27 protein-coding genes and 2 tRNA genes are annotated in these 18573 nt (G+C 44.7%); 23 read left to right on the top strand and 6 right to left on the bottom strand.

Going from position 1 to position 18573, the window contains the following annotated elements; all coding sequences use genetic code 11:
• Window positions 1–29: 29 nt before the first annotated feature.
• Genes UCH003_RS06760 through UCH003_RS06745 form a run of 4 tightly spaced genes read right to left on the bottom strand, consistent with a single transcriptional unit; the run spans window position 30 to window position 2790 of the window.
• Complete coding sequence (locus UCH003_RS06760) at window positions 30–1010, bottom strand: major capsid protein (RefSeq protein WP_060825921.1); 981 nt, start codon at window positions 1008–1010, stop codon at window positions 30–32.
• Window positions 1011–1022: 12 nt separating this feature from the next.
• Window positions 1023–1484, bottom strand: a complete 462-nt coding sequence (locus UCH003_RS06755; RefSeq protein WP_060825920.1) for a hypothetical protein — start codon at window positions 1482–1484, stop codon at window positions 1023–1025.
• Window positions 1481–2350, bottom strand: coding sequence for a phage protease (locus UCH003_RS06750; RefSeq protein WP_060825919.1), 870 nt, complete (start codon window positions 2348–2350; stop codon window positions 1481–1483). Before UCH003_RS06750 ends, UCH003_RS06755 begins: the two co-directional genes overlap by 4 nt.
• The gene (locus tag UCH003_RS06745) at window positions 2347–2790 is read right to left on the bottom strand and encodes a phage protein Gp37 (protein WP_060825918.1); all 444 of its coding nucleotides are present in this window, start codon (window positions 2788–2790) and stop codon (window positions 2347–2349) included. The genes UCH003_RS06750 and UCH003_RS06745 overlap by 4 nt, the downstream gene beginning before the upstream one ends.
• A gap of 162 nt (window positions 2791–2952) precedes the next feature.
• On the opposite strand from UCH003_RS06745, the gene UCH003_RS06740 reads away from it, so the two are divergent.
• The 21 genes from UCH003_RS06740 to UCH003_RS06645 all read left to right on the top strand — a co-directional run bounded on the left by UCH003_RS06740 (window position 2953) and on the right by UCH003_RS06645 (window position 15326).
• Window positions 2953–3195 carry a hypothetical protein gene (locus tag UCH003_RS06740; protein ID WP_060825917.1) on the top strand — a complete coding sequence of 81 codons (243 nt, stop codon included), beginning with the start codon at window positions 2953–2955 and terminating at the stop codon, window positions 3193–3195.
• Window positions 3192–3680, top strand: coding sequence for a phage baseplate assembly protein V (locus tag UCH003_RS06735; RefSeq protein WP_060825916.1), 489 nt, complete (start codon window positions 3192–3194; stop codon window positions 3678–3680). The genes UCH003_RS06740 and UCH003_RS06735 overlap by 4 nt, the downstream gene beginning before the upstream one ends.
• Entirely contained in the window at window positions 3677–3952 is a 276-nt protein-coding gene (locus UCH003_RS06730) for a GPW/gp25 family protein (RefSeq protein WP_060825915.1), read from the top strand. The genes UCH003_RS06735 and UCH003_RS06730 overlap by 4 nt, the downstream gene beginning before the upstream one ends.
• Entirely contained in the window at window positions 3952–5022 is a 1071-nt protein-coding gene (locus UCH003_RS06725) for a baseplate J/gp47 family protein (protein WP_060825914.1), read from the top strand. The genes UCH003_RS06730 and UCH003_RS06725 overlap by 1 nt, the downstream gene beginning before the upstream one ends.
• Entirely contained in the window at window positions 5015–5584 is a 570-nt protein-coding gene (locus UCH003_RS06720) for a phage tail protein (RefSeq protein ID WP_060825913.1), read from the top strand. The genes UCH003_RS06725 and UCH003_RS06720 overlap by 8 nt, the downstream gene beginning before the upstream one ends.
• Entirely contained in the window at window positions 5584–6624 is a 1041-nt protein-coding gene (locus UCH003_RS06715) for a gp53-like domain-containing protein (protein ID WP_060825912.1), read from the top strand. Before UCH003_RS06720 ends, UCH003_RS06715 begins: the two co-directional genes overlap by 1 nt.
• A gap of 11 nt (window positions 6625–6635) precedes the next feature.
• On the top strand, window positions 6636–7208 hold the full coding sequence (locus UCH003_RS06710) for a hypothetical protein (protein ID WP_060825911.1): 573 nt from the start codon (window positions 6636–6638) through the stop codon (window positions 7206–7208).
• A 50-nt stretch (window positions 7209–7258) separates the two neighbouring features.
• The gene (locus UCH003_RS06705) at window positions 7259–8374 is read left to right on the top strand and encodes a phage tail sheath family protein (protein WP_060825910.1); all 1116 of its coding nucleotides are present in this window, start codon (window positions 7259–7261) and stop codon (window positions 8372–8374) included.
• A gap of 9 nt (window positions 8375–8383) precedes the next feature.
• Window positions 8384–8890: a phage major tail tube protein gene (locus UCH003_RS06700; protein ID WP_060825909.1), complete on the top strand. Its 507-nt coding sequence runs from the start codon at window positions 8384–8386 to the stop codon at window positions 8888–8890.
• Between the two features lie 9 nt (window positions 8891–8899).
• Window positions 8900–9136: a phage tail assembly protein gene (locus tag UCH003_RS06695; RefSeq protein ID WP_060825908.1), complete on the top strand. Its 237-nt coding sequence runs from the start codon at window positions 8900–8902 to the stop codon at window positions 9134–9136.
• A gap of 5 nt (window positions 9137–9141) precedes the next feature.
• Window positions 9142–9264: a hypothetical protein gene (locus tag UCH003_RS13920; RefSeq protein ID WP_280936547.1), complete on the top strand. Its 123-nt coding sequence runs from the start codon at window positions 9142–9144 to the stop codon at window positions 9262–9264.
• Window position 9265: 1 nt separating this feature from the next.
• Window positions 9266–11263, top strand: coding sequence for a phage tail tape measure protein (locus tag UCH003_RS06690; protein WP_060825907.1), 1998 nt, complete (start codon window positions 9266–9268; stop codon window positions 11261–11263).
• Entirely contained in the window at window positions 11256–11639 is a 384-nt protein-coding gene (locus tag UCH003_RS06685; protein WP_060825906.1) for a phage tail protein, read from the top strand. The genes UCH003_RS06690 and UCH003_RS06685 overlap by 8 nt, the downstream gene beginning before the upstream one ends.
• Window positions 11636–11839: a tail protein X gene (locus UCH003_RS06680; RefSeq protein ID WP_060825905.1), complete on the top strand. Its 204-nt coding sequence runs from the start codon at window positions 11636–11638 to the stop codon at window positions 11837–11839. The genes UCH003_RS06685 and UCH003_RS06680 overlap by 4 nt, the downstream gene beginning before the upstream one ends.
• A 56-nt stretch (window positions 11840–11895) precedes the next feature.
• Window positions 11896–12786: a phage late control D family protein gene (locus UCH003_RS06675; protein ID WP_158509035.1), complete on the top strand. Its 891-nt coding sequence runs from the start codon at window positions 11896–11898 to the stop codon at window positions 12784–12786.
• An 8-nt stretch (window positions 12787–12794) separates the two neighbouring features.
• Entirely contained in the window at window positions 12795–13019 is a 225-nt protein-coding gene (locus UCH003_RS06670; protein WP_060825903.1) for a DUF7220 family protein, read from the top strand.
• The gene (locus UCH003_RS06665) at window positions 13016–13282 is read left to right on the top strand and encodes a hypothetical protein (protein ID WP_060825902.1); all 267 of its coding nucleotides are present in this window, start codon (window positions 13016–13018) and stop codon (window positions 13280–13282) included. The genes UCH003_RS06670 and UCH003_RS06665 overlap by 4 nt, the downstream gene beginning before the upstream one ends.
• Window positions 13272–13826, top strand: coding sequence for a hypothetical protein (locus UCH003_RS06660; RefSeq protein ID WP_144440988.1), 555 nt, complete (start codon window positions 13272–13274; stop codon window positions 13824–13826). Before UCH003_RS06665 ends, UCH003_RS06660 begins: the two co-directional genes overlap by 11 nt.
• Window positions 13786–14217 carry a hypothetical protein gene (locus tag UCH003_RS06655; RefSeq protein WP_060825900.1) on the top strand — a complete coding sequence of 144 codons (432 nt, stop codon included), beginning with the start codon at window positions 13786–13788 and terminating at the stop codon, window positions 14215–14217. Before UCH003_RS06660 ends, UCH003_RS06655 begins: the two co-directional genes overlap by 41 nt.
• Window positions 14165–14434: a hypothetical protein gene (locus tag UCH003_RS06650; protein ID WP_144440987.1), complete on the top strand. Its 270-nt coding sequence runs from the start codon at window positions 14165–14167 to the stop codon at window positions 14432–14434. The genes UCH003_RS06655 and UCH003_RS06650 overlap by 53 nt, the downstream gene beginning before the upstream one ends.
• 109 nt (window positions 14435–14543) lie before the next feature.
• The gene (locus UCH003_RS06645) at window positions 14544–15326 is read left to right on the top strand and encodes a DNA adenine methylase (RefSeq protein WP_231964763.1); all 783 of its coding nucleotides are present in this window, start codon (window positions 14544–14546) and stop codon (window positions 15324–15326) included.
• A gap of 239 nt (window positions 15327–15565) precedes the next feature.
• Here the strand turns inward: UCH003_RS06645 and UCH003_RS06640 are convergent.
• A tRNA-Met gene (locus UCH003_RS06640) sits at window positions 15566–15641 on the bottom strand.
• A gap of 18 nt (window positions 15642–15659) precedes the next feature.
• Window positions 15660–15735, bottom strand: a tRNA-Gln gene (locus tag UCH003_RS06635).
• Window positions 15736–15826: 91 nt separating this feature from the next.
• Here UCH003_RS06635 and UCH003_RS06630 point away from each other — a divergent pair.
• Both UCH003_RS06630 and UCH003_RS06625 read left to right on the top strand, forming a co-directional pair.
• Entirely contained in the window at window positions 15827–16849 is a 1023-nt protein-coding gene (locus UCH003_RS06630) for a bifunctional 3,4-dihydroxy-2-butanone 4-phosphate synthase/GTP cyclohydrolase II (RefSeq protein ID WP_041961808.1), read from the top strand.
• 21 nt (window positions 16850–16870) lie between these two features.
• Window positions 16871–18568: a monovalent cation:proton antiporter-2 (CPA2) family protein gene (locus UCH003_RS06625; protein WP_039674505.1), complete on the top strand. Its 1698-nt coding sequence runs from the start codon at window positions 16871–16873 to the stop codon at window positions 18566–18568.
• Window positions 18569–18573 lie beyond the last annotated feature (5 nt).

Here is an 18573-nt window from a genome sequence, read left to right as displayed (position 1 = left end):
ATGGCTTCCCCTCAAAAAGAGGGGAATATTTATGCTTTTTTACCGCGAATAACTGCATTTGGGTTAAGGCATGCTGGAAGAGGTTTTGATTCCCCAATGACACATACCCCTCTACCTTTTGGTAATACCTCTGTTATACCAAAAAAGAGCGTAGCCGTTCGTTTGACAGCTTCGGTATGATCTGCACGACCATAATAGAATTTTGTAAATGTAGGGCTATTTGGGATTGCCGCCATTTCATTATCGCCAATAAACGTGACAAGTTGCCCCGCAGTGTTTTTGTATTTTACAACATACGCTTCAAAGCGAACTCCATGTACTTCCAAGAGTCGCGTCTCTCCATTTACAACCCAAGATGCCATCTTTTTATCAAAGAGGTCTTCTGCTTCTGCTAAGGCTGTAATATGGGTAAGGAACCCGCGTCCACATTTGATCTTATAGCCGGGGTTTTGTCCAAGCTCTTCAACCATCGCGTCGTCAATCTCGGTAATGGATTGAATTAACTTTTTACCTGATTTAAATTCGATTTGAGGACGAGTGGAGGCAAATTCGAAAAGAGTTTTACCTTTACCATCCATAACTTTCCCAAAGAGTGCGCCTGTTGACATGTACTCAATTGTAGTCTCGAAGCTCGTTTTTTGCTCTCTTTGTATTTTCCCAATTTCCGTTGCAAGTTGGATCGGTTGGTCTTCTGCTTCTAAGCTTGCGATTTCATTAAGTGTAGAAGCTTGGATTGTATTTTCCAATGGAAAACGAGGGAGATTAACGATAATTTCGTAAATTGTTGGGCGTTCATGGACAAGATGCTCTGCGCCAGGAGAGACAGATTCTAATACAAGCCCAGAACCTTTCTCAATTTTAATGGGAACAGATCCACCCGTTACGGGCTCCATGTTTGCTTTGAAGTATTCATCAAAGATTGGCGTTTGAGTCACCTTAAGTAGTGACAATGTTTGTGTTGTGTTTTTAACACCCCAGCGTCTTACGACATCTTCTGCAGTCATTGGCATGTTTTACCGTCCTTATTGCATAAAAATTTTATTGTTAAATAGCGTTTGACGCATATTAGGGTCATAACCACGTAGGTTTGACTCAACGACAATACCTGAAACTAAGACAGCGCATGTCGAAGTTTTATCAATGTTCTCCATAAGAACACCGTTTGCATTCCATGCACCATCATCCTGCCATTTGGTAGCATCGGTACCGGGTTCTACTAGGTTGTTCTCAACCAATGAAGTGTAGACATGTCCATTATGGTAAACAATGTCTCCTGTGTCATAATCGACTCCTGATGAGACCCAAGATTCCTCTTCTAAGGCATCAAATGTTTTACCGCCATCGGTCGTTACAAGAACTTTGCCAATGAAGTATTCTTCTCCATCCGCGATTGTGTCAGGAACATTTACGTCTGCATAGACAACACGATCTGATGTTGCTACTACTTCCGTAATCAGGGGTGGACGTTGGTGGATAATAGTCATAGTGCTCCTCCTGTGGCAGCTTTAATTTCGGCTTGGCTCAACTGGTTGCCCGTTGCGCCTGTTTGTTTGTTATCGAATAGATCATTACCTCCGGGTGCGGTCACGAACGGTTTGGCGGTTTCCATAAATTTATCGAACCCATCCATATCAGCTTTGCACATTTTAAGCGCGTGCTCTTTTTGATCTGGGTGAATCTTTTTGGCAGCGATCGCCGCATCTACTTTAGCCATAGCACTGGCTTCTTTGTTGGCAAGAACTTCTGCGGTAAGCTTTTCTTTGTCAGCTTTTAAAGATGTGTTTTCTGCTTGTAAGGCAGTCATTGCATCCTTCTCCTCTTGGGTCATGGTTTCCTCCTTGGTTTGGTTATTGAGTTTATTAAGCCTTACCTCGTCGAGCTCTTGGAGGAAAGGTTTATTGGTAAGGGCTACGCTGTGTAGTGTCCAGCCGATATTGGCACCCGTTGCTTGGTCGATGGTATTGGGTGCGAAGACAGGAGAGAGATAGCGGTACTCTATGTTTTTAATGTATGTTGTTGCTTTGTCCGTCCATTCGATCTTGGCAAAGAGCTCTCCGTTTTCTGCCTTAAGGCTTAAAGGATTTTTTTTGATCCAACCGGAAGCTGGAGCTTGATCGCCGTAGAGGGTTTGGTGTTCATAGTCACAGACAATGTCGACGGCTGACTTCTCAAAATTTCCAACCATCTGGTCGAATGTGGCTTGATTGAGTTCAAACGCACCGACGGGGTGTCCCTCCCATTTGCCGCTAATGCCAATTTTAAGCCAAGGGTTGTCCCCTGTAATTTCGATCGCATTTTTCAGCATAAAAAAATTAGCCGCCGCAACACTCAAGACGATAAAGTCTTTCATTCCACTTCTCCGTTTAGATAATTTTTTTCAATCAAAGTCACATCAAAGCTAAGCAGGTAGACTGTCATGTAGGACTGTCCTTTTGCCGCATCAAAAATCTTCTTGATCCGCGTTACATTGATAGGCTCACTCTCTGCGATACTCTTTACATGTAAAGCGTTTTTAACGTTCTTGATAAAGTCTAACAGCGCATAGTCTTTGCTCTTGCGTGTATCTTCTTGCTTTGAGTAGGCAAGGTGTACAAGGTAGAGCGAAAACGTTGCATCTTCCCTAAAGAGATCATTCGGTTTTGATTCGACAAAGTCAACCATGACACAGGGCAAGAATGTTTTTAAGACCTCCGCAGTATCTGGCTTGTCAAACTCTCCAAAATAGCTTTTTACGTTAAAGTCTTGCTCTTTTAAATAGGTTTTTAAAGCCGCCTCAAATTGTGCAACCATGCGCCGAGCCCTCGATAGTGAATTTCTGCCACAATCCTACACGATACCTATACGCCTTATCCACTACTCTATTTAAAGAGCTATTTTGAAAAAAGGAGTTGAATAGAAAGGCGGAACGACTCTGCGGCATGATTCGCTCATCGAGATTTTGAGGAGAGTTTTATGTTGGAGACCATTAGCGCTTATTTACCGGTTGCACAGTTTATGTTAGTGTTTATCGCATTACCTACGATTAAACTACTGTTTAACCAAAACAAGCAGATCGCAACACTCCAACAAATTGCGCAAGGGCAACAAGACACAATTACGTTCATCCACGGTGTTCTCCTCGATACTGCTTCCCCGGAAGTGATCACAAAGCATCTCATCGCGCAGAAGAAACGCAAAGAGAGTGTGCACTCATGAAAGGTAACTTCGTCGAGGTTGGCACCGTAGTCGGGGTTGATCTCTCTCACCGTGCGCTTGTACGTGTTCAGCTCTTTGACCGAGTAAGCGCATGGATACCCTACCAAAGCATCTCAAACAAATTTATGAAAGTGTGGATTCCTCCGCAGCTCAATGAGCAAGTGATCGTCGTGCTTCCTTTTGCGGAAGCTAATGGAGGCATTGCTCTTGGCAGCATTTTTAATAAAGGGTGCAAAGAGCCTGAGGGTGCGAACGATCACACGGCAATTGTTGAGTTTAGCGACGGTACGCGCATCGTTTATGACACGCAAACGCATGATCTTTCGATTACGACGGAGCATCATATCAACCTTAGTGCAACCGCGGTAAATATCACCGGAGACCTAAATGTAACCGGAACGATTACTGATGAAAAAGGCTCTTTAAGTACGCACGTACATACAGGAGTCGCTTCGGGCAATGCACAATCAGGAGTTCGACCATGACTTTGGCTGCGCGCATCATCCGCATTTTAACTACAAAGCTCGGCGAGCGTGTCGGCATGCCGACGTATGGAAGTGAGCTTTACAAACTACGCGATCGTGCGCTTACACCTGAAACACGCTTGCTTTTTACGAAGTATTGCAAAGAGGCGATCGAAAGATGGGAAGACGTCAGTGTGAGCAGTGCGAAGATCAAGTCCTTTGATGCAAAATCTGGCAAGTTTTCATTTTTGATCACGCTTGATGATGGCGAGACCATAGAAGGAGCGGCGTAATGGCGAAGATACCTCCTATGTGTAAAGAGCTGACACTTGATCAGATCAGATCGGAACTTGTTGCTATTTATCAAGCCTACGATACTGAGTATGAGCCTAACGAGAGCGACGAAGTTATGCCTGTTTTAGAGACTTTCGCTTACCGAGAATTGCAACTTCGGACGATGACAAATGATCTCGTCGCGCAGAGTTTTTGGCAGACCGCGACGGGCGCATACCTTGACTTTCATGCTTCAGAATTTTTTATCGAACGTGATGCAGGGGCTAAGCCAGCCGCTCCGGTAACTTTTACGTTAGGTGCGACTTTGAGCACAGACTATGTGCTAAGTGCAGGACTTGAGCTTTTAAATGAAGACGGTAGTACCTCTTTACTCCTTGCAGATGTAACGTTTTTAGCAGGCTCAACCGAGGCAACAGGCATCGCCGAATTACAGCTTTACACAGCGACATCAGACACGAAAGTGATCTCGACGATGGTGCCTAGGGCGTATCTAACGAGCGTTACGCAGACATCCGTGTATAGCGGAGGAAGTAACCCGATGAGCGATGATGCTCTCCGTGCACTTATTGCCCTTGCAAACGAGCAACAAACAACCGCTGGGAGTGTAAAAAGTTACGAATATTGGGCACTACAAGCCGATGCGCGCATTAGCGACGTCAACGTCTACAGTAATGATCCGGGAGAGGTTGAAGTCATCGTGCATAGCCTAAGCGGCGTTGATGAAGCGATGCTTTCTCGCGTAGCAGAAGCGACGAGTGCCGCAGTGCATCGCCCTTTAACCGACAAAGTAAACATTAAAGCGGCAGGCAGGGTGCCTTACAACGTTACGGCTATTTTAAGTGTAAGCGACGAGGTTGACGCAACAACAACATTAGACACGGCTAAAGCGCGTTTAAAAGAGCGCCTAGATGTCGTAGAAATCGGTAAAAGTGTCACGATCGGCATGATCATTGCCGCACTATCAGTAGACGGCATTGAAGACGTAAGTTTAAGTGCTCCGGCGACAACCGTCGGCGTTGGCGAAGATGAAGTCGCTATCTTGGGAACAGTGGAGGTGAGCGTTGGCTAATCTAATCCCATCGCACTATACCGAAAGAGAAAAAAAGCTTGAGAGTACAGGTGCCGCATCGATCGAACGAGTTATGAGCGAGCTTTGGAGCGGGCGTTTGCATGATCCCGCCACATGTAAAGCGAGTTTTTTGTTTGCACTGGGGCAATACTACGGCGTTGAATACTGGTGGCAAAACATCTCCGAGGATGAACACAGAGCACTCATTGCCGCATTCCCAACAATCAAGCGACGACGCGGAACGTTATGGGCGGTTAAGCAAGCCGTTAATGTTATCGATGCAGGTGCGCTAATCGTCGAGGGGGATTACCAAATCCGCTTCGACGCAACAGCGACACATAACGGAGTGTATCAGCACGGCAATGCAACACACTGGGCGGAATATGTCGTTATCGCCAGCCGACCGATGATCAATGCGCAAGCCGCGCAACTTAAACGTTTGACGAAAAGCGTCGCACCGGCACGATCGTCTTTATTGCGCATCGACTACACGCGTGTAGCCGCAACACATAGCGGCACGATCTACTACGACGGAAATTACAATTACGGGAGCGTATCATAATGGCTACTTTAACCGAAACGACGGAGTATGCTGAGGGAGTTTATCAGATCGAAACAACCGACCCCGTCATCGGCGGAGCGGACGGCATCAGCAATGTACAGGCGAAACAACTCGCAAATCGTACTAACTTTTTAAAAAACCTCTTAACGAAAGTGATTGACGGTACGCAGAGTGTTGCAAAAGCACTCAAACTCGCGACGGCTCGAAAGATCAGCCTAAGCGGAGCCGTAACCGGCAACGCAAATTTTGATGGAAGTGCTGACATTACGATTAACGTTACGCTTGCGGATGGGCAAATTACGATCAATAGCATCAACGGCCTATCTACCGCATTGGCAAACAAACAAGACTCCGATGCAACGCTCTCCGCGCTAGCGCAAGTCTCAACTGCGGCGAATAAGCTCATTTATGCAACCGCCTCGGACACTTTTGCGACAACGGATTTAACGGCGTTTATGCGCACCCTTCTCGACGACACCGATGCGGCGGCGGCACGAGCAACACTCGGCGCGGCACCGACCGCTTCGCCGACGTTTACCGGAACCGTTACGGCTCCTGTTTTCTCAGGGGCGTTAAGCGGAAACGCCGCAACGGCAACGACGGCGTCGAACGCGAACAAACTTATCGGGATGAATTGGAACTGGATCGGGCAAGGCGGGCAACCTTCGTGGCTTTGGGGAGGAAACGACGCTTCAAACATGTACGTTTATAATCCTGCTAATTTTAGCGTTAATTACGCAAATAGTGCAGGAAATGGTGTTAGCAATGTATCTGGGGGTGGCAATGGTTACATTAAATTCTCGAATGGGGTAATTTTACAGTGGGGGAATATTGCACCCGCACAGAATGCACAAGTAACCGTTACTTATCCTATTGCCTTTACAGGGGTTGCTAGGGCTTTTGTAATGCCTTGCTCGAACGTAGACGCCTATGTACAAGCAATGGTTACATTATTAAATATTACAGATTTGGGAAGTTTTAGATTCCATTCTTTTAACGTTGCAGGCTATAGCTATAACTGGTTTGCGATTGGATATTAGGAGCAAAAAAAATGAAATATGCACACTACGATAAAGAAACAAAAAGAATTCTAGGATACTACGATAAAGAAATACACGGTGAGCTTACGCGCGCACCTAGTATCGAAGAGATAAAAGAAAGAGTAGAAGCACTTACGCTTTCGGAGGAAGCAGTTAAAAAACTTATTGAAACTGGATACACCGACACAATGCTTTTAGAGGTGCTGGGCGAAGAAACCTATGCAAAAGTTACGGCTAGGATTGTCGAGAGGGAATCGGTAATACCTACGCCTAACATAGAAATCGAAGACGCCGTTTGGCAAGAGGCAATAAACAACGCGCATAATAAAGTAAAGGCAAATGGCACGACGGAACTTTACGATTTTAGGGCACAAAGCGAAATTGTTGCAGAAGCCCTCGCAACATTTAAAACAGCGATTCAAACTGCGATCGATAAAACGGACTTGGTTGCACTTCGTTGTTGGAAAGCTGGCATTGAGTTCCCTGTTGAATGGCGAGAGTATACCGTAACATTAAGAACACTGCTAGCCTCTACGGTCGTTGTTGAATTACCAACAATGCCAGAGTACCCAAGCGGTAGTTAAAAAAGACCAGTGCCCTGCACGAAGCATTAAACATAGAAAAAGGAGAAAAAATGGGATTACTATTTGGAATTAACGGAACCATTAGCGTTAAAGCATCGCGTGCCGTGACCGTAGAGTCAACCACGCCGATCGCGGTTGTTGGAACGACAAATATAGGTACGCTTGGCTTACAATTTTTTGGCAATGTCACGCTTGCCATGAGTGCATTTGCTCCAGCGAGTGGGCAAACGGTGGAGGGCACACTTTTAGATGCGCTAAAAGCCATTGACGCTCAAGGGGTCTCATGCCCACTTATCATCAACGCGATCGATAGCGAAGACCCGACAGAAGAGATCATTATTGCTGGAGTCAATGCACTTAAAACTGCTGAAGCCGTAACAGGCTATCGTCCTAATCTCATTGTAGCCCCTGCATTTTCTGCTGAAGTAACTGTTGGTTTGGCGATGGGTGCAGTAGCGCAGAAACTTTGGGCAACGGCTATCATAGATGTGGAAGGAGAAAACGAAAGTGCCGCGCTAGCAGTCGCTGCTAATTATGGAACTCGCTTTGCGCTACTTGTTCATCCTACTGAAGTGACGTTGGATGGCTTTGCTATGCCAAGCTCTGCGGCTTGGGCGGGACTTATCGCTTATATGGATGCATCTAGTACCTATGGATGGACAGAATCAGCGAGTAACCGCATCGTTCAAAGTGTTAGTGCCACGAACCGCATTATCGACTATGCGGAGGGTGAAGATAGCGAAGCACGTCGCCTCCGCAATAAAGGTATCAATACGATCGTGCGTGATGTTGGTTGGAGAACCTACGGGTTTGAGACCACCGACATTGATACTATCTGGCAACCACTTAACCGTGTGCGTACTTTCTACAGAATGCTTAGAGCCATGATCGAAGCGAGCCGTTATGCGAGAGATCGTAAGGCGGATGAGCTTCTTTATGTCAAAAAAGCAATCGAAGAGTTTATGCGAGGGCTTAAAGGGGCAGGTGTTGCATTAGGTTTTAAAGCCTATTTCGACACAACAAAAAACACTAAAGCTACGGTGAGCAATGGTCAATTTTATCTAACGGTCGAGTTCCAAGATATGCCAACCATCAGGGAGCTCAATATCGAGCTTACATACGTGGATGACTACAGCGATGTGCTGCTAAACATCATCAATGGATAAGGAGTAAACATGCCACAAGCACCAAGAGCAAAACAGTTTTTACGAGAGTTTAACATCCTCGTTGAGGGGATCGGCAATGTCGGTATCTCGAACAAAGTAGAGCTACCCGACATCGAATTTTTGACGGAAGAAAGTGCGGGTGCGATAGCTAAAGAAGAGGTGATCCCTCTTCTTAAAGCGATGACTACGAAGATCACGCTCTCCGAATACAACACATACGCCTATACGGCGGCAAGTAAACAGTTTGGCACGAGCCCTGTTTTTTACGTTAAAGGCTCTTTAATCCAAGGGGATGAGACGCTCTCCTTACTTGCGACGATCACCGGCAAGGTCAAAAAGTTTCAAAACCCTCTGCCTGAGAGAGGTAAGAACGTAGAGCAAGCGTTAGAAATCGCAACGAGTGCCTATTCGCTAGAGCTAGGCGGGGTTAAAGTTATCGACATCGATGTTGATAACCTGATCTGCGAGATCGATGGCGAAGACCTCTTCGCTGATCTTAGAAATCATATTTTATAAGGATAAAAAATGCAAGACGTTGAAATCACTCTAAGCGACGGGACGGTCGTCAAAATGCGAAGACCAAAGGTTAAAGATACGTTAGCCGTTGCAAAAATTAGCAACGTTGGGGAGCAAGAAGTCGCTTTGATCGCGAACCTTACGATGCAAACCGTAGAGGATATTTCGGAGCTATACCTCGATGATTACGCGCTACTACAAAACGAGCTTAAACGTTTTTTGTCCCCGGAGAAAAAGAGCTCATAAGGCTCATGGCATTGGTGGGTCATTGGCTCCATTTCTCCTATGCAGATATGCTGGAGATGGAGATCGATACCCTTTTACTGTTTATAGACGAGATCGATAGGCTCGCACATCAAGGAAAAGGAGGATAAGATGAGCAAGATGTTCGCTTTAGGTATAGCACTTACAGCAAAAGATATGTTTAGCCCTGCTTTTTCCTCTCTTGGTTCTGCGATCCGAAACTCCACAAAAGACTTAAAAAACTTCGGCACAGCAAGTGCGGCTATCGGTACAGGGCTTAAAGGCGCACAACTGGCGACTCAAGGAGCCGTTGGGGAGGTTATCAAGTCTTATGCTGACCTCGAAGACGCGCAAATACAACTACAAAATACTCTCATGAAGAGCGATGGAAGCGTGAGTCCTTTTTTTAAAGGGATCAATGAGGAAGCGACAAAGCTTGGTAATGCTCTACCGGGTACGACAGCAGATTTTTACGCTATGGCATCAAAGCTAAAATCGCTTGGAGTCGAGGAGCAAAGCATTATCGGTGGGGCTTTAAAGTCTGCCGCGTACCTTGGTGTTGTACTTAAAATTCCTTACGAAGAAGCCGCCGTCTCTACTGCAAAATTTAGGGAGGCTTTAGGTATCGCAGACAGTGATCTGCTCGTGTTCATTGACGATATTCAACGCCTTGCGCACATGGGCGTTGAAGTTGGAGAGATGAAATTTGCCTTTTCAAAAGTCGGTGCTACCATGAAAGGGTTGGGAATGATGGGACTCCAAGCCGCGCGAGATGTTGAACCTCTCATTGGCTTACTCATTAAGTCAGGTTTTAGTGGCGAAACCGTTGGTACAAACCTTGGCAATATGATCGAATCAGCGGTAAATTTTAAGGGTTCTAAAGAGCTTAAAAAACAAGGGATTGAACTTACATTCAATGACACAACTGGAAAGTTCTTAGGCGTTGAAAACATGATCAAAGAGCTTGAACAGCTCAAAGAAATTGAAAGCGACGCGGCACGTCTTAATGTTATAGAGTCGCTTTTTGGTAAAGGCGAAGCGGCATCGATGGCGAACGTTCTTATTCAAAAAGGAACGGGAGGTATCTCAGAGTTTAATAAAAAGCTCAAAGAGCAAGCTGATCTAAATATGCGTGTTGGAAATACCACGAAGTCGCTTCGAAACACATGGGAAGCTTTAACCGGTACATTTTCAAACCTCCTCGCATTCTTAGGTGAGGGGATCGCTCCTGAGCTTAAGTCTGTTACGAACTTTCTTGGGGATGCGACAGCTGCTTTAGCAGACTTAACACAAGAATACCCAAATGTTACAAAGTTCTTAGGTGGTGCGCTTGTCGGTTTTGTAGCACTCTCAGGAGGACTCGGTACAGCAGCTATCGCGGTGTCTATGTTTACGACTGTTTTAGGTGTGCTTGGCGTTACGTCTATGGTTACATTTGGGTGGATCATCGCCGGTGCTGCGCTTATTGCCGGAGCGGCTACACTGATCATCGCAAATTGGGATACTTTAAAAGGGTGGTTTGTCTCTTTTGGAACGTGGCTCGCTGATCTATTAGGGGGTGCGGCTACAGCAATTTACGCGCAGTTTGAACCGCTTTTTAATTGGATTAGCAAGGCTTTCACATGGGCGTTTCAATCGTTTAATGTAGCCGATATTTTCAGTTCAATCGCTCAATCTGTCGTAAATATTTTTAGTTCTCTTTTTAGTTGGATCGGAAGCCAAATAACTGGGGCTATAGAGGGGTTTAATACTTTTGCTTCGTTTATTACTGATCTGTTTACAAATCCAATTACAACAATTACAGGGCTTTTTGACTCTTTTTTTAATTGGGTTGGTGGTAAATTTCAATGGGTTTTAGATTCGGTTAATGGTGTCAAATCGTTTTTTGGTGCGGAATCCAATGTACAACAGGCGACTTCACCTAGTCAGCAAACTATACCCATTATGGCTAGGGCTGGAAACATCCCAGCACAGGGTTCGACTTCAAATAGCGTTAGCGTTACGATTCAAAATCCAAACTTCAGCTCTCCCGAGGAAGCAAGCCGCACACAAGCACAGATCGATGAGCAAGTACGTAAAGCTTTAAGAGAGATACAGCGCGATCAAGCCGATAGGAGTTTCAATGACTAATATTATGGCGATGATCGGTGATTTTATTTTCTCTTTAGAAAAAAAGCCTTTTGATGCGCTAAGCCATACGAAAGAGTACAGTTTCGCTGAAATTCCAAAGGTAAACTACTACACCGGTGAGCAGAGTGTAGGCAAGGACATCGAAGAGCTTACCCTCTCAGGGTCTATCATTACCCTTAAAGGAGGGTTGAACCCTTTAGCGCGTCTTTTTGCTATCGCGGATCAAAAACAAGCCGTGCCGTTTATCTACGGTTACGGTGAGGTTTTGGGCGACTTTAAGATCACAAAAGTAAAAGAAGATCGAAGCCTCTTTCTTCCGGATGGAAGATCAGTCAAAGTCGTGTTTAGTGTTGAAATGAAAAGAGTACGCGAATGAAACACGTCATCGCAACTCAAAATGATCGCTTAGATACGATCGTCTATACCTATTATGGAACGCTTGAACCTCTTAATGAAGTGATGCTTGCCAATGCTCACCTTATGTCAAAGGCACTTTTAGATGCTGGAGACAAAGTCTATCTCCCTGAGTATACGGCAACCGTAGCGAGCGAAAGCGATGGGATAAGCCTATGGTAGCTATTAAAAAGCCAAGTTTTAAGCTTTTGGCAAATGGTAAAGATGTGACTGCTTCATTGAAGAAGTATATCCTCGGTATAGAGTACACCGATGCGAAAGACAACTCAGCCGACAGCTTTAAAATTCGATTTCATGGAGAGAATTTCGCACCGCCTGAGTACAAAGACATCTTAAAAGTATGGCTCGGTTTTGAGGGGCATCTTTGGTACATCGGCTCTTTTAGTGTTTTGAAGTCTCGTTTAGATTATCAAACTAAAGTCGTTAGCATCACGGGAACACCGGTTAATTTTAGTACGCAAATCAAAGAAAAGCGAACCATGAGCTACGAAAATGCCTCGCTAGATGACATCTTAAAAAAGATCGCAAAGCGGAATGACCTAAGTGTCAAAAATAGCTTTTACGATCTTATGTTTCTCCATGAGAGTCAAAATGATGAAAGTGACCTTGCCTTTATGCAACGCATCGCACGAGAGATCGGGGCGACCTTTTCGATTAAAAACGACACGATCCTCTTTTGCCCAAAAAAAGGGGGCGATAAAGAGAGTGAACTGCCTAAGTTTACGATCAATGCCGACCTTACGGATAACCTTTACCTTGAGATGCTTGACAAAACACTCTACAACTCAGCCAGCGCGTCATGGCAAAGTACGAAAGAAAACAAAGTGATGTCTGTATCGATAGGAAGCGGGACACCAGCTCTTAACGTGCGCGGAAATTTTCAAAGTGAGGCGGAAGCGAGGGTAAAACTAAAAGCGGAGCTGAACTTAAAAAACAAAGGCACAGTGCGCGGAGGGTTTGACTACGAGGGTCTGAACATCGTAGCTGGGGGAAAGCTTACGATCTTAAACCTCCCTAACGCGAAATGGGGCAAAGAGTTTGATGTGCAACAGGTGCGTCACACTTGGGGGGATAACGGTTACACGATCAGTGTTGAATTTGAAAATTAGGAGAGTAGATGCAGAGTAAAAGAGCTTCGTTTTATGAGAGCTTATTTAACACGTTCAGCGGGTTTTTCATAAGCCTTGCATTGGCGTATTTTGTTTTTCCGTTATTTGGTATGCCAAAAAGCATGGAGAGTTCATTTTGGATCGTCATGATCTTTACGGTTTCATCTATCGGTCGTAACTATCTGATCCGCCGCGTATTTAATTTCTTACATGTAAAAAAGGAGAGAAAATGAAAAAGTTATGGTTTGAAGCGGTATTGGCTTGTCTTTGTCTTGCGGTAATCGTGTTGCATGTTTTTGGGGATGATCAACATTTTGTTCAGCTTATCATCGCCAAGATGGTACTAATTAATTTCGGTCTTATTCATGCGTACATTGCCGGCAGACTATTACTGGGCAAAGTTGAGTGGTGTTGTACATCCAGCTTTTCACCTAAGAATGTAGGGAGGATCGTGCTATATGCGGTTATTGTTTATAGTTACTCTATTGGCGGTTAATCTTTTTGCGCTGGAGCGCTGCGCTCTTTTAACACAAAAGGTACGTGTCGCGCATTTTAAAGAGTTCGGTACAAGCTTCCCTTACCAATACGCTATCGCACAGCTGGAGCAAGAAAGCGGGTGTAGAGCAAGTATTTCAAACGACGGAGTAGGCTCTCAAGGAGTCGCGCAGATCACGTATCGTTGGTGGAAAAATGTCTTAGATAAGGAAGGCATTACCGAGATCGCAAGCGTGCAAGGAAGCCTTAGAGCGCAAGCGGCGATCATGCGTTACCTGCATGAGCAGGGGCGACCGCTTTGGGTCACGTATCAGCGTTACAACGGCGGCGACTGGGTACTTAAAGAGATCAGAAAAGCCGGTGCGGAGAACTGGGCAAAAGCGAAAGCGCAATGCACTAGGGGAGACTCGCACTTTACGTTAAAAAGCGGGAAGATTCAGACCCGCAATAATTGCGAGATAAATTATGAATACTCGCAAAATATTTACACACTAGGGAGACAGTATGGAGATGTTCAAGACAATTCTCAGTTTAGGTACTGGTAGCCTTTGGAAAGGAGTTAGCATTCTTTTAGCTGGAGCGCTGATCGCCATGAGCCTTTTCATATTGGAAGAAGAGGTGTCGTTGCGCTCTACAATAAGCGATAATGAAAAGGTCATCAAGGAACAAGGTGGTGAGCTGACCAAAAAAGAGTCTAAGATCAAAGAGCTTCAGGAAAAAGTTAGTCTCAAGCAAGCAGAGATCGGGGTACAAAATGCAACGATTGCCGCAAATAAAGCGGACACAGAGAAAAATCTTAAAGCGGTCAACGATGAGCTCTTAAAGATCAGCAAAAAATACAACGACTTCAAAGACGAGGTCAAGAACTGGAAAGGAGACCAAAATGCGTCAAGTTGCGATAATGCTCGTGCTTTTCTTAATAGCCGTACTTGGTAGCGGATGCGGTGTCGATCAGCCTCAGACACCACAAATTGACCAGTTCGTTAACGTGCCTCAAAGGTGCGTTATTGAGTTAGACCCTATGCCTGTCATTAAGCCTAAAACCTTTCAAAAAGGGGAAGAGCTTGAGCAAAATGAATGGAGCTATGGGAACTACCTCATTATGAAAGAAGATAATGAAAAAGTAAGGGCAAAAGTCAAAAAATGCCAATGAATAGGCAGAGTTCCCTCTGCCTAACAAGTCGTCCCAAACTCCTTGCAATCAAATTCTAAAATATTTTTAGGGGATACCCTCAAAATATTACAAAATGAAAGGTTTTTGCATGGAGAGACTCAAAGAGTATCACAACGTCCCAAGAGTTGCCCCGTTCGCGTGGGTTGGAGGTAAGTCAAAGCTTGCCGATAAGATCATTAAAGAGTTCCCGGAACATCAACGTTATGTTGAGGTCTTTGGAGGAGATCTTAATGTCTTCTATAGAAAGCCTCGAAGTAAAATAGAAGTCGTTAACGACATCAACTCCGATCTAGTCAATCTACACCTACAAATACAAAAGCGACCTCAATCACTCCACCTCTATCTAAACCGCATGTTTGTCTCAAGGGAGATGTTCACTCGCATTAAAACTAAAGCGCTGCATCCACGAAACGACATAGAGCGCGCCGCGTTTTACTATTATTTAATAGCACAAAGCTTCGGTTCAAAAGGCACAGACTTCGCAATGCCAAGAGGTTCAAAACCAAGAGTAAAAAATTTAGATAGGGACTTTCGCGTCTGGTCAAAGAGACTGCAAGGTGTTTGTGTCGAAAATATGGACTTTAAAAAGCTTATTACGACCTATGATCATCCCGACACGCTCTTCTACCTTGATCCACCTTATGTAGGTACGGAAAGCCACTATAAAACACCTTCCGGATTCAATATCGATCAGCATATTGCATTGGCAGAGATGCTCAGGGGGATCAAGGGTCGGTTTGTGCTTTCATACAACGATTGCGAGGTCGTCAGAGACCTATATAAGGGCTTCGAGATCATAGAGGTCTCTACGTTATATAGTTTACGAGGAGGAAGTCAAAAACAGGCTAAAGAGGTCATTATCAAAGGGTAGGCGCTTCGGCGCTTACTCATTTAGTAGTTTAAAATTTGAATTGAATATGATAGCAAAGTGGGATAAAATCGGTTAAAAGAGCGTGTAACTATCATTTTAAATTCAAATTACTAACATTTTAAGCGCGGTTGTACACGGACAAAGAGAAAAAAAAGATGGTAGATAGATGTAATAGAATAATTTGAGGTAATCTAAAGTTTGCTTATTGATAATACTTTGGTTGAGTAGTTTTGGAAGAATGGTTGCGGGAGCCGGACTTGAACCAGCGACCTTCGGGTTATGAGCCCGACGAGCTACCAACTGCTCTATCCCGCGACGAAAGATGTAATAAGGTGGATGGGGTAAAGGGATTCGAACCCCTGAAATGACTGGACCAAAACCAGTTGCCTTACCGCTTGGCTATACCCCAATGCCTTAAACGAGGTGAAATTATAGTCACTTTTAATGTGTTTGTCAAGGGTTTTTGACTATACTTTTTTAAAATTATTTTTGGAGCGAAAATGCCTATTCAAAGAGTCAAGCAAGCCATCGAAGATATTAAGCACGGCAAAATGGTAATGATGGTAGACGATGAAGATCGAGAGAACGAAGGGGATTTAGTCTATGCCGCGACATTCTCGACACCGGAAAAAGTCAATTTTATGGCTTCGGAAGCTAGGGGGCTTATTTGCGTCGCGCTGAACGACGAGATCGCCACGCGTTTAGAGCTCACGCCGATGGTCAAGTACAACGACTCTCAGCATGAGACGGCATTTACGGTATCGGTAGATGCACGGGTGTGTTCGACGGGTATTTCGGCATACGAGCGTGACGTAACGATCAAGATTTTAGCCGATACGATGAGCTCTCCTAAAGAGTTGGTTCGTCCCGGGCATATTTTCCCGTTGATTGCGCGTAAAGGCGGCACGTTGGTGCGAACGGGGCATACGGAAGGCTCTGTCGATCTTTGCCGTTTAGCGGGTCTTCGGGAAGCGGCGGTGATCTGCGAAGTGATGAAAGCAGACGGTCATATGGCACGACGAGACGATTTGGATCTTTTTTGTCAGGAACACGGTATTCATATCGTTTATATTTCTGATATCGTAGCTTACCGTATGCAATCGGAATCTCTGGTGCGAGAGATTTTTGCGGCAAACGTCGAGTTTTTTGGAGCACAAACCCGTAAAATCGACATGATCGATCATGAAGGTAACCATCATATTGTCTACATGTTCGGTGAAGTCGGTAAAAAAGCCGCGGTTAAATTTCACCATATTTTACCCGATAGCGAACTGTTGGCCAATGAGAAAAAATATCACGGTATTTTAAAGGCGATTGAGTATTTGAAAACACACGGCGGCGTCTTTATTTTTGTCGATAATGAATATTCGAGCAACCAAGAGTTGAGGGAATTCGGTATCGGTGCGCAAATATTGAAAAAATTAGGGATAGAAAGCCTTGATTTGATTTCTATTACGCCGCATAAAGATTATGTCGGCTTAGCGGGTTTTGGTTTGAACATTGCGCAAGAAATAGTTTTATAACTCCAACGTTAAAGGCTCTGTATGGATTTTTTCCTACTCTCCTCATTGGTTTTATTGGCGGTAACGTCGATTATGGTAACGATTTCTAAGCGTATCGGTTTGGGTTCTATTTTGGGATTGTTGCTTGCCGGTATTATCGTCGGTCCGCATACGGGAGGGTTTACGGTAACGAGCGAAGTCGAAACGTTACGCCACTTTACGGAATTCGGCGTTGTGCTACTTTTGTTTATTATCGGATTGGAGATGCAACCGACAAAGCTTTGGTCGATGCGTAAAGAAGTCTTCGGTATGGGCTCTTTGCAAGTCGTCGTTTCCGGTGTTGTTCTTGGATGGTACATGAAGCTTTTCGTCGAAGATATCCGCGTAGCGATGCTTTTAGGTTTTACGTTGGCACTCTCATCAACGGCGTTTGTCATGCAAATATTACAAGAAAAGGGTAAACTCAATACCGAACACGGTAAAAACGCTTTTGCTATTTTATTGCTTCAAGATTTAGCCGTCGTTCCGCTTTTAGCGATTTTGCCTTTGTTGTCTTCACATCAGCCTTCCGTTGACGAAACTTCGTGGATCGAAACCATCTTAAATATTGTCGTTATGATCATACTGTTGGTCGTATTCGGTCGCTATATTATTCCCAAAGCCTTGGACAAAGTTGCTAAACAGCGCAACAAAGACGCTTTTTTACTCCTGACGATGCTCAGCGTCGTTCTTTCGGCATACCTCATGGATCATGCGGGGCTTTCGATGGCACTCGGTGCTTTTTTGATGGGAATGTTCCTCTCCACGTCTCGTTACAGCTTTCAAATCGAATCGAGCCTTGAGCCTTTTAAAGGAATGCTCATGAGCCTTTTTTTCATTGCCGTAGGAATGTCGATCGATTTTAATGCCATCATGAACGATCCGTGGGTGTTTAGCGGACATATCGGCGTTATTTTGATACTTAAGGCATTGGTTATTTTTGTGTTGGTGCTTGCTTTCGGCGGTACGAAAAGTGCTGCGATCAAATTGGCATTTTTGCTCAATCAAAGCGGTGAATTCGGTTTTGTTTTGTTCGGTGCGGCAAAGGCTTTAGGCATTATCGACGATCAACTTTTCGTCGTCGGAATCGGTGTGATTTCGATTAGTATGCTTTTTACGCCGGTGCTCTATTCGTTTGGGTGTTCGCTTGCCAATAAACTGGCCAATGTCTCACCGTTTTCCTACTTGAATGCGGACGGTGTGAGCATCGAGCATAAAGTCGTTATTGCCGGATACGGAAGCACGGGCAAAGTAATCGCTCAAATGCTCAAGAGTAGTAAGATTCCATTTATGGTGTTTGACGTCAACACGAGCGAAGTAGCACACGGGCGCAAACAAGGATTCCCGGTTTTTTTCGGCGATATTACCGATATGAGGCTTCTCAATACGATCAAACTCGACCAAGCGTCTATGCTCATCGTTTCGATTGATCATAGTTTAAATGCGATTAAAGTGGTGAAGCACATCAAAGAAAATTATCCGCATATTAAAGTCTTGGCACGAGCACTCGACATCAAAGCTATGGACAAAATGCTCATGGCGGGGGCAAGTTGGGTGATTGCCGAGACCTTAGAAAGCAGTATTCGCACAGGTTCGGAAGCGCTCAGTCAAATGGGCGTTCAACCCGACGAAATTAGCGTATTGTTGGAGTCTTTACGCAAAAACGAATATGAACTGATTCGCGAAATAACGAAAGAATAAATGTG

It is taken from the genome of Sulfurospirillum cavolei, from assembly GCF_001548055.1.
Lineage (GTDB): Bacteria > Campylobacterota > Campylobacteria > Campylobacterales > Sulfurospirillaceae > Sulfurospirillum.
This window is presented reverse-complemented; position numbering and strand designations above follow the sequence as displayed.